Genomic DNA, 10,857 nt, shown 5'->3' with positions numbered 1-10,857 from the left:
TTAGATACAATAGAAGGTCAAATATGGGGACAATCTTCGATGTGTTAATGAAAAAGATGGTGAAATTTGAATAAATATCAATAAAATCAATAGATAACAAGGGTGCTCTAAGCGCCTATACCTAAACTTAATATTCAGGTTGAAGAAGATTTGGCACGCATTTTTGAATATGGTTTTGGTCAGTTTGGATTCGAACAAGCAGATAGATACTACGAAATGTTTTTTGAGTGTTTTTCTAAAATAGCTTCAAATCCATTTCTGTTTCCAAATGCGAATCACTATAAAAATGGGTATCGCTACTGTGTTTGTGGAGCAGACACTATTTTTTACAAAATTAATGCTGATGAAATAGAAATAATGGCAATCATTGGCAGACAAGATTTTTAAAAGTTCTTTGACATTCGTTTTTCAATGTCTTAAACATCCAATTCACAACTGAAAGTTATAGCATCCGCCCAGCAGGGATGCCATAATAATAGAATTGATTTCTTTTTTATAAACCTTATGCCAAGTGTCGGATAAGATGAGTTAAGCCATTTTTTCCTGCAATGCTTTGATTTCGTCACGTAGTTTTGCCGCTTGCATAAAATCCAAGTCTTTGGCGGCCTTTTCCATAGATTTGCGTTTTTCGCGAATGCGTTTTTCGATTTCGGGTTTCGAAAGATATTCCGTAATTGGTTCGGCGGCAGTCGGAAGCGTATGGCCTAATTCGTAATCTACCAAAGGGTTTTTAGTAAACGCGCTTTCTATTTTTTTGTTCAATGCCATCGGAATAACATTGTTTGCACTATTGAAATTGATTTGTTTTTCGCGACGATAGTTGGTTTCGTCTATGGTTTTTTGCATACTGGCAGTAATTTTGTCTGCATACATAATGGCTTTTCCGTTGAGGTTTCTTGCCGCACGTCCTATGGTTTGGGTCAGCGAACGATGGCTTCGAAGAAAACCTTCTTTGTCGGCATCGAGAATAGCAACCAAGGAGACTTCAGGTAAATCCAAACCTTCGCGTAATAAATTTACACCTATCAAAACGTCGAACAGTCCTTTTCGCAAATCCTGCATAATTTCGATACGTTCCAAAGTATCGACATCGGAATGGATATAACGACAACGAATGGAAACTTTATCCAGATATTTAGCCAATTCTTCGGCCATTCTTTTGGTCAAAGTAGTAACCAAAACCCGTTCGTCAATCTCGGCTCGGGTTTGAATTTCTTCTATCAAATCATCGATTTGATTCAGACTCGGACGGATTTCAATAATGGGATCCAATAAACCTGTAGGACGAATAACTTGTTCTACATAAACGCCATCACATTTTTGCAATTCATAATCGGCTGGCGTTGCCGAAACATAAATCACTTGGTTTTGCATCGCTTCAAATTCTTCAAACTTCAAAGGTCGATTATCCATCGCTGCAGGAAGTCGGAAACCATATTCTACCAAGTTTTCTTTTCGAGAGCGGTCACCGCCGTACATAGCATGAACTTGAGAAATGGTGACATGGCTTTCGTCAACAACCATTAAATAATCTTTCGGAAAATAATCCAACAGACAAAACGGCCTTGTGCCAGCTTCTCTTTGATCAAGGTATCGAGAGTAGTTTTCGATTCCAGAGCAATATCCCAATTCGCGAATCATCTCCAAATCGAAATTGGTGCGTTCCTCAAGTCTTTTGGCTTCCAAATGTTTACCAATTTCCTTGAAATAATCCACTTGCTTGACTAAATCTTGTTGGATTTCCCAAATAGCATTTTGTAATACATCAGGCGAAGTCACAAACATATTGGCAGGATAAATGGTGAGTTGCTCCATTCGTTCGATTACCTTTGAGGTCTTCAAATCAAAGCTTTCAATTTCCTCGATTTCATCTCCAAAGAAATGAATGCGGTAGGCGTCATTGGCGTAACTAGGATACACTTCAAGCGTGTCGCCTTTGATTCGGAAATTTCCCGGATTGAAATCGGCTTCTGTTCTGGAGTATAAACTTTGAACTAAACTATGTAATAATTTGGTTCTTGAAATGACTTGGTTTTTCTCGATTGCAATAACATTCTTCTGGAACTCTACCGGATTTCCGATACCATAAATACAGGAAACCGACGCCACTACGATAATATCTCTTCGTCCTGAAAGTAGGGAGGAAGTGGTGCTCAAACGCATTTTTTCCAGCTCTTCATTGATGGATAAATCTTTTTCGATGAAGACTCCCGTCACTGGCATAAAAGCTTCGGGTTGGTAATAGTCATAGTAGGAAACGAAATATTCTACGGCATTATTAGGGAAAAACTGTTTGAATTCGGAATACAACTGTGCCGCCAAGGTTTTGTTGTGTGCCAAAATCAAGGTGGGCTTTTGAACTTCTTGAATAACGTTGGCCACGGTAAATGTTTTTCCAGAACCCGTTACACCTAGCAAAGTTTGATAACGTTCATCTGCGATCACACCTTGGGCTAATTTTGTTATTGCTTGCGGTTGGTCGCCTTTGGGTTGGTAATCGGATACAACTTGGAATTTCATGTAACGCTTTTCAGAATGGCAAAGTTACTAAGGAAATCCTCAATAATGCTTTAGAAAAATTTAAAACTTCCGCTTTGCAAAGCCGTTTGGGTTTAGTATTTCAATTTTTCAGGGTTTTGTCTGGTGTCCCAAACGGATAGAATTATAATGTGGGTTTCATTTATTTCATAGAAAACATAATAATTTTCAACTAATAAACCTCGAACATTTATAGAATTAGTTTTTTTGCCAATATTGGGCTGTTGGAGCAGTGTTTTTAATTCAGTTTGAATTAGGCTATTCAATTTTCTGGAATATAATTTACTTTTATTTCTAAAATTAAAATATTCAAAAATGGTTTTTAATTGGAGTTTTGCAGATGATGACCAAACTATTCTTCTTGCAACCATCTTTCCATTTCTTCGTTTAAGACATCGTTTTCAATAAAATTCCCATTCAAATATTCTTTTTGTGCATTTTGAATTTCCTTTTTTTGAATTTCAGAAAGAATTATAATTTTTTGTAAATCTTGGTTGTAGTTTGTGACGCTTTTCGATTTGCTTTCCAAAATGGTGTTTATTGCTAACAAAAAAGCTTCATCATCAATGCTGTCTATCCTAGATTTCAATATTTCTCGAAGTTCAATTGTGCTCATAATAAAATAGTTTCTACAAACTTAGTAAAAAGAGTGTTATGAATTTTAAAACACGCAAATTTGTTGTTGACTCCCTAATTGGAAAGTAAAAGCTAAGAATTGTGGACATTTGTTCTGTTAGGTCAGCCGTTTTGAAGATGAGTTCGTCAATCTGTGACAAAAAAAACATAATCTAAAACAAAATAGGTTGAAAACTGAAAGTCATAACTACAAAATCGCAGAATTTACGGATTTGGATAAATGGTCTTACTTTAAAAAATGATTTTAAATCCAAAATTTTGATTAATAATTAGAGATTCCTGCTGTTGCTGTAATTGTTGTGGAATCTTATTATTGTGAAAATCGAGTTGTTTCAAATTCTTCAAGCTGTTCATCTCTTGCGGAATTTGATTGAAATTGTTATCATTCAAAAATAACTCTTCCAATTTTTCCAATTCATAAATTTCTTTAGGGACGTTTTTTAAATTGTCATTTTCTAGATGTAAAATCCGCAAATTCATAGGAAGATTTAGTGATTGATTGTTTTGGTCAAGAAATAAGTTTTTTTCATCGTTTAAATACAGCTCTTCTAGATGATTTAATTTTCTTAGCGATAGTGGCAAGGCCGTAAAGTCGTTTCCGCTCAAATCTAGCACTTTCAAATTGGTCAAATTTCCAATTCCTGCTGGGATTTCCTTCAGATGATCATTTTTTAAGCTAAGCCTTTCTAAGTTGATAAATTTTGCCCAAGCTTCATTTGGGATAGCAATGTTTTGTTGGTTGCTTAAGTTTAAGTTATAGACCTTTTCAGGATTTTTGAGCGCTTCTTCAAGGGAGGTATATTCTTTCTGTGTTTTTTTTGTATCAGTTGTGGCCTGGCTAATACAGATATGAAAACTAAAAAAGAAAAAGAAAATGTATACTACTGATTTCATAATTAGGAATTGATTAATGTTTTGTAAACATACAAATCATTTTCTAATGAAATGTTTAAACAAAACCTAAAATTTCCATATTTTTTGCTGTGCTTCCGTTTGGTAAGTCCAAGCCAAAATCCGACTGATTTTCTGACCTTGAGCCATACCAATAGTTTTAATTTCGGCCACGTTGACTTTATTTAAAGTTTTATAAAGACTTGCAAGGTTCTCTTTTTTAGAGACCAAAGTTGTAAACCAAAGGCACTGCATAGGATATTTGGCACTTTCGAAAATCATTTGGGTGATGAAACCCAACTCGCCACCTTCGCACCATAATTCAGCGTTTTGTCCACCAAAATTTAGTACGGGCTTGGTTGTTCTTGTGTTTTCGAGGTTGTTGACTTTGCGGATTGAGGCTTTTGTAGCATCTAGCTGCGAATTATGAAAAGGAGGATTGCAAATTGTGACCGAGAAATGATCCTCGGCCGTGATAATGTTTTTAAAAATAAAACGGGATTCGGTCTGTAATTGCAAACTAATACCATCAATTAATTTTGGGTTGGATTCTATAATTTTTTTGCAATTTTGAATTGCTTTTTCGTCGATTTCGGTCCCTACAAAAGACCATCCGTAAACTGTATTTCCTAGTATAGGGTATATGCAATTGGCACCAATTCCTATGTCTAAAACTTGTACGTTTTCTCCTTGTGGAATAAGGCCGTTGCTGTTGGATGCCAACAAGTCGGCAATGTAATGAATATAATCTACTCTACCGGGAACGGGTGGACAAAGATAATTTTCTGGAATGTCCCAATTTTGAATGCCGTAATCGGTTATTAATAAGGCTTTGTTCAGCGCTTTAACCGCCATCGGATTGCTAAAATCTATTGTGTCTGAGGCATCCTCTGGATTGAATTTATTAGGAGCCACAAACTGTTTAAGTTCTGGACAAACAGCTATTAACGTTTTGAAATTGTATCCCAATCGATGTTGATTTCTGGGATGCAAATTCGTTTTTTCGATAATCGTTTTTGGTTTCATTTTCTTTATTTCGTTGCAAAGATAGTTGAAAAAGAGAATAATTAGGCCGGGAGTATTCTTAAGCTTATTCAGTATAAATTGTTTTGACTCTAATGCTAGGCTTTTTTTGCTGTTTATTGATATTGTAGCTTTGTATTATCTTAAATTATTGCATAAATATTCTTAATATTCAATTTTATCTCTATTTTTGAGAAACTATAAACAGTAATGTTATGAAAAGATTCTTTATATTATTGATTATAATCACTTTTGGATTCACTTTTGCCAATGTTTCTTGTAACAAGAAGAAAGAAAGTATAAAACAAATAAGTTCTGCAAATCTTGATGTAACTAAAGTTTATAACAGCGCTATTCCCCTTGATAGCGTCGCAATTGTTTCATTTTACAATAGCTATCCAGAATTAAAAAAGTACCAAGAAGAGACTTTCACTTTGTATGGAAAGCATAATTTCAATCAGGTTTGGTTTGACAAGAAAGGACTCGTTGAATTTGGGTATTCCTTGTATTCTAAATATTTAGATATTGAAAGAGAGGGGCTAAAAGTGGTTTTTCCCTATGAGAAAAATTTGGAAGGAATTTTTCACGAAGAGATTGAAAATACATTGGATCAACAAAGTACAGAGCTGATGATTACGAACCTTTACTTTTTTTATGCGGATAAAGTATATAATGGGTTGGATTCAAAAGTGACTACTGAAATTGGTTGGTTGCTGCCAAGAAAACAAATTTCTTACGTTAATTTATTGGATTCAGTGATGACGCACTCTAAATCATCAGGGGAAGATATAAAAATCCAAATAGGACAGTACTATAAACTTCGGGCGATTTTAGAAAAATATCAAAAAATAGAAAAAGGGGGTGGTTGGAAAATAATAGATTTAGAACCTAATTTCAAATCGTATAAACCCGGTGATAGTGCTGTAGCTATTGGTCAAATTAGAGAGCGCTTGTATATAACTGGCGATATACAAAGTAACTCGAAAAGTAATGTCTATGATCCAGAGCTTGTGGCAGGAGTATCCCGATATCAGCTTAGAAATGGATTTAAAAGTGATAATTTGATTTTGCCAAAGCACATCAACGAAATGAACCGACCTATTTCGGATAGATTAAAACAAATTTTAGTCAATATGGAGCGTTGCCGTTGGATGTCTCCGGAAATTCCAAATTCATACGAGTATATTTTGGTCAATATTCCTTCATACAATCTTACTTTTATTCGTGATGGAAAAGTAGCCTTGAAATCGCCTGTAGTGGTTGGAAAAACAATGAATAAAACCGTCATTTTTAGTGGTAAAATGAGCTATATTGTTTTTAGTCCGTATTGGTACGTTCCCACTAGTATAATAAATAAAGAGGTAAAACCGGGAATGGCAAAAAATAAAAATTATTTGGCACAGCACAATATGGAATGGAACAACGGGAATGTGCGACAAAAACCAGGAATAAAAAACTCGTTGGGTTTGGTTAAATTTATTTTTCCAAATTCAAATAGTATTTATTTGCACGACACCCCTTCGAAAAGTTTGTTTGGCAATGAGACTAGAGCTTATAGTCACGGTTGTGTTAGGGTTGGAAAACCTAGGGATTTGGCCATCAATATTTTAAAAGAGGATAAAAATTGGACTCCAAAGAAAATTGATGCTGCCATGAATGCGGGGAAAGAAAGCAGCTATGTCTTAAAAAATAAAATCCCGGTTTATATTGGTTATTTCACAGCTTGGGTTAATGATAATGGAGAGATCAACTTTTACGATGATGTGTATGATAGAGATGACCGATTGGCAAAATTGATTTTCAATGAAAAATAAAAAAAATTAACCTTGAGATTTTACTATTTTTTCTAATAAGGCTTCACGAATATTTTTACAGAAGGGGTTTTCTAAATCGGTCATTCTTTCGGGATGCCATTGAACTGCAATCAAAAATTGTTTCTTGGGATTAGAAGATTCAATTGCTTCGATGACACCATCTTCTGAATAAGCTACCGCTTTTAAACCAGGGCCTAGTATGTCGATAGATTGGTGATGTGCGCTATTAACCAGTCCGTTTTCTTGCTGAACGATCGAATGAAATGAAGAATCTTTTACTACTTTAATTTTGTGGATTTTATCCTCGTGTTCTTTTCTGTGAATTTTATTGATGGCTTCTCCGTTATCCAAATGCAAAGTGCCGCCGAGAAAAACATTAATTAGCTGCAAACCTCTGCAAATGCCAAGGATGGGTTTTTGCTCTTCAAGGGCTTTTTGTAAAACAGCTAATTCGAATTGATCCCGAGCCAGATTGAATTTTTTTGGAGCATTGGCATACACTATATTTCCCAATGGATCCATGTCGATTCCTCCTGAAAAAACTATGGCGTCACATAGGCTTACGTCCTGTAAATTGTTGGTGTGGTATGAAAGTTCTATTATGCTAATCGAGCTGTCATTACCTTTGATCCACAAAGGATAATTCACGTAATTCGATTCAGAAAAAGTTATTCCAATTCTTATCATCCAGTAGATAGTTGAGTATACAAATATATGATATTTAAAATTCTGGAAAAATTATAGATAATTCTCAGGGTTATCTCAGTTGCTTTCTACGAAGTGCTAGTTACTCGGTATAAGTTTGTTATATTATAGTTTAGTCCAAGTTAATTTATTTATCTTTAACACCAACTATATCCATTTTGTTGAATCCAGTTCTATTTTATGAGAAATTTTCGAGCTTTAAATACTTATTACAAATTATTGGTACTGATTATTAGTACAAGTGTATTTCTCTTCTTATTGTACGTAGCGCTCTATATTTATACATCAAAACAAGAGCATCAACTATTCAAAACTACTCAAAAACAGTATTATAATGAAGTTTCATCAATTATTCACCTTAATTCAAAAACACCGATATCGACAATAATAGATATTACCTTTTGGGATGAATTAGAACTTTTTACCAAAACAAAAGATAAGGGTTGGTACGGAAACTATATTGCAAGCCAATTCGAAACTTATGAAGTGGATTATCTGGGTGTTTATAACGTCGATGGTCAGTTTATTATAAAAACATCTGGTAATAAGATTAAGTCCAACCTATTTATTCCTGAACAGGCGATGAAGCAATTGTATCAAAAAAAGTTGATACAATTTTATATAAAAATTCCAGAAGGAATTGTCGAAGTTTTTGGCGCGACAATACACCCCGGAAATGACCCTAAAAAAAACAAGTCTAAGCCTTCGGGTTATTTCTTTATGGTAAAGCTTATGGATAAGGAATACTGTAAAACCCTTAATAACTTTAGTAGTTCCACTGTGAATGTAATGGAGCTAAATGCTGCTCCCAAAATAGATGATGATGTATTGCAAGCCAATGTAAAACTTAAGGATTATACTGGTGCTGAAGTAGGGGTTTTACAGTTTAATAGACCCTTTAATTTACATTTTAAGAACACTAAAGAAATCTTAATTATCTTAATGCTTGCTGCATTTATCAACATCTTAGTTTATCTCTATTTCTCGAAGAAATGGGTTTATAAACCGCTGCGGTTTATTACCAATTTTTTGGAAACGGGTAATGCAAATTCTATTTCTTCATTAAAAGGGGAGCCAGGAGAGTTTGGTTATATTGGTAATTTATTTGAAGAGAATAATCATCAAAGAAGACAACTAGAACTATCCAAGGAAAAAGCAGAAGAAAGCGATAGGTTGAAATCCTCGTTTTTAGCCAATTTATCTCACGAAATAAGGACTCCAATGAATGCAATCGTTGGTTTTAGTGATTTATTGAATGACCCAACATTAAGTGAGGAAATAAGAACAGAGTACCTCACTATAATTCAAAATTGTGGGATTAACTTGGTTTCAATCATTGAAGATTTAATTGAAATGTCTAAAATTGATTCGAAACAAATAGCGCCCAATATTGTTTCAATAGATTTGTCTAGGTGCATCAAAGAATTGTATGAAACGATAAAGGTTACTATTCCGCCAGAAAAAGAACTAGAATTATATTTTGTCGAAAATAACGATGTTATTCATAAGAACATCTTAACCGATGTTATTAAACTCAAGCAAGTCATTGTCAATTTAATTTCTAATGCCATAAAATATACCGAGAAGGGTACAGTCACTTTCGGTTACCAAATCAATGAGTTGAATAATACCATTGTGTTTTCGGTAACAGACACTGGACTAGGAATTGACAAAGAAAATTTAAAGGTAATTTTTGATCGATTTAGAAGAATTGAAGATGAGTTTTCTGTTGAACTTAGCGGTTTAGGCTTGGGATTAGCAATATCAAAAGCATACGTAGAGATGTTAGGAGGTACAATAAGTGTGAGTTCTGAGCTAAAGGTGGGTTCGGTATTTACTTTTACAATTCCTTTGCTATATGATACTTTGGCTCCGGTTGAAAATCTGGTACGAGAAGTAAAAGTATTTGAAAAACCGAATCACGAGACAATATTAGTTGCAGAAGATGATAATATCAATTTTTTACTAATAAAGAGAATTTTAGAATTAAAAAAATACAAGGTGTTGCGGGCTACAAATGGCCAAAAAGCAGTCGATTTGTGTCGTTCAAACTCCGAACTTCATTTAGTATTTATGGATATTAAGATGCCTGTTTTGAATGGTTTTGAAGCATTCAAAAAGATACATGCATTCAATCCGACACTTCCTTTTATTGCCCAAACAGCTTATGCGTCGGCAGAAGATCACGCAAAAATTATTCAAGCAGGTTTTACGGCTTATGTTTCTAAGCCTTTAGACAAAGAAAAAGTCTTCGAACTAGTCGATTCTATTTTTAGTCATGACTAAGAAATAAGGTTAAAAATCTTCAGTCCACGAAAAGTACTTTTTTGCTATATTGTCTTTTTCTTTTTTAAGATAATCCAAATAGGCTTGTGCAGCAGGGCTTAATACTTTGTTTTCTAGCCAAACTAATCTCCACTGCGATGTAATCGGAAAACCTGACACTGGAATAATTCGAAGTTTTTCATTTGTCAATTCGTTGTTGCATCCGATCAAAGGCATTATAGAATATCCCAAGCCAGCAATGACCGCTTGTTTCACAGCTTCGTTGGAAGTAAGTTCCATTTTCATAGGTGCTTTGATTTCGTTTCGCTCGAAAAACTCTTCCATTATAAGTCGTGTGGCCGAACCTTCCTCTCTGTATATTAATGGTATGGAACCAAAAATAGATTTCTCGAATGGAGCTGTGGATTGAATTGCATCTTTGTTTCCTATTAAATGCAGTTTGTCTTCTAATAAAACTTCTGAATTCAAATTGACGTTTTTGGGTAAAACGGAAACTAGCGCAAAATCAACTTCATTATTTTCTAAACTTGTGATTACCTTTGCTTTATTGGTAACATCCATACTTAAATCGATTCCGGAGTTAATTTTTAAAAAACCAGTCAGAAAATAGGGCATCACATATTTTCCAGTCGAAACCACAGAAAACTTCAATTTTCCGGAGAGAATGCCTCTAAAAGACATGGTTTTGTAATTGATGGCTTGGACTTCATTTATTATTTTTTGAGCTGTTTCTGCTATTTCAAGACCAAAGTCCGTAACGAATAATTGTCTGCCGATAACTTCTGTTAATGGAATATCAAATTGATTTTGCAAATTTTTCAATTGGATTGAAACGGCCGGTTGCGTCAAATTTAATTCCTCAGCTGCCTTAGTGATGCTCTTTGTTTCAGTAACTTTGAGGAATATCTGTAATTGATGTAGAGTATAGTTCATAAAACAATTTAATGTATATTATTGCAAATAT

10 protein-coding genes are annotated in these 10,857 nt (G+C 34.4%); 3 read left to right on the top strand and 7 right to left on the bottom strand.

Features of this window, described 5'->3' with window-relative positions:
* Window positions 1–117: 117 nt before the first annotated feature.
* Window positions 118–387 carry a type II toxin-antitoxin system RelE/ParE family toxin gene (locus ACIQ1E_RS06800; RefSeq protein ID WP_396169892.1) on the top strand — a complete coding sequence of 90 codons (270 nt, stop codon included), beginning with the start codon at window positions 118–120 and terminating at the stop codon, window positions 385–387.
* A 141-nt stretch (window positions 388–528) separates the two neighbouring features.
* Here ACIQ1E_RS06800 and uvrB read toward each other — a convergent pair whose 3' ends face one another.
* From uvrB to rlmF, 5 genes are all read right to left on the bottom strand, one after another.
* Window positions 529–2,520 (bottom strand): excinuclease ABC subunit UvrB, encoded by a 1,992-nt coding sequence (gene uvrB, locus ACIQ1E_RS06795; RefSeq protein WP_396169888.1) that lies wholly within the window; start codon window positions 2,518–2,520, stop codon window positions 529–531.
* Window positions 2,521–2,612: 92 nt separating this feature from the next.
* Entirely contained in the window at window positions 2,613–2,909 is a 297-nt protein-coding gene (locus tag ACIQ1E_RS06790; protein ID WP_396169886.1) for a type II toxin-antitoxin system RelE/ParE family toxin, read from the bottom strand.
* Window positions 2,891–3,154 carry a hypothetical protein gene (locus ACIQ1E_RS06785; protein ID WP_396169885.1) on the bottom strand — a complete coding sequence of 88 codons (264 nt, stop codon included), beginning with the start codon at window positions 3,152–3,154 and terminating at the stop codon, window positions 2,891–2,893. Before ACIQ1E_RS06785 ends, ACIQ1E_RS06790 begins: the two co-directional genes overlap by 19 nt.
* A gap of 251 nt (window positions 3,155–3,405) precedes the next feature.
* Window positions 3,406–4,068 (bottom strand): leucine-rich repeat domain-containing protein, encoded by a 663-nt coding sequence (locus ACIQ1E_RS06780; protein ID WP_396169883.1) that lies wholly within the window; start codon window positions 4,066–4,068, stop codon window positions 3,406–3,408.
* A 66-nt stretch (window positions 4,069–4,134) separates the two neighbouring features.
* On the bottom strand, window positions 4,135–5,091 hold the full coding sequence (rlmF, locus tag ACIQ1E_RS06775) for a 23S rRNA (adenine(1618)-N(6))-methyltransferase RlmF (RefSeq protein WP_396169881.1): 957 nt from the start codon (window positions 5,089–5,091) through the stop codon (window positions 4,135–4,137).
* A 212-nt stretch (window positions 5,092–5,303) separates the two neighbouring features.
* Here rlmF and ACIQ1E_RS06770 point away from each other — a divergent pair, with 212 nt between their 5' ends.
* Window positions 5,304–6,902 carry a murein L,D-transpeptidase gene (locus ACIQ1E_RS06770; protein ID WP_396169879.1) on the top strand — a complete coding sequence of 533 codons (1,599 nt, stop codon included), beginning with the start codon at window positions 5,304–5,306 and terminating at the stop codon, window positions 6,900–6,902.
* A 6-nt stretch (window positions 6,903–6,908) separates the two neighbouring features.
* On the opposite strand, the gene ACIQ1E_RS06765 is transcribed toward ACIQ1E_RS06770, so the two are convergent.
* Entirely contained in the window at window positions 6,909–7,589 is a 681-nt protein-coding gene (locus tag ACIQ1E_RS06765; RefSeq protein ID WP_396169878.1) for a gamma-glutamyl-gamma-aminobutyrate hydrolase family protein, read from the bottom strand.
* 198 nt (window positions 7,590–7,787) lie between these two features.
* Here ACIQ1E_RS06765 and ACIQ1E_RS06760 point away from each other — a divergent pair, with 198 nt between their 5' ends.
* On the top strand, window positions 7,788–9,893 hold the full coding sequence (locus ACIQ1E_RS06760) for an ATP-binding protein (RefSeq protein ID WP_396169877.1): 2,106 nt from the start codon (window positions 7,788–7,790) through the stop codon (window positions 9,891–9,893).
* A gap of 9 nt (window positions 9,894–9,902) precedes the next feature.
* Here the strand turns inward: ACIQ1E_RS06760 and ACIQ1E_RS06755 are convergent, their stop codons facing one another.
* Window positions 9,903–10,826, bottom strand: a complete 924-nt coding sequence (locus ACIQ1E_RS06755) for a LysR family transcriptional regulator (RefSeq protein WP_396169875.1) — start codon at window positions 10,824–10,826, stop codon at window positions 9,903–9,905.
* Between the last annotated feature and the right edge of the window lie 31 nt (window positions 10,827–10,857).

Origin of the sequence: Flavobacterium sp. (assembly GCF_044348915.1) — a bacterium.
GTDB lineage: Bacteria > Bacteroidota > Bacteroidia > Flavobacteriales > Flavobacteriaceae > Flavobacterium.
This window is presented reverse-complemented; position numbering and strand designations above follow the sequence as displayed.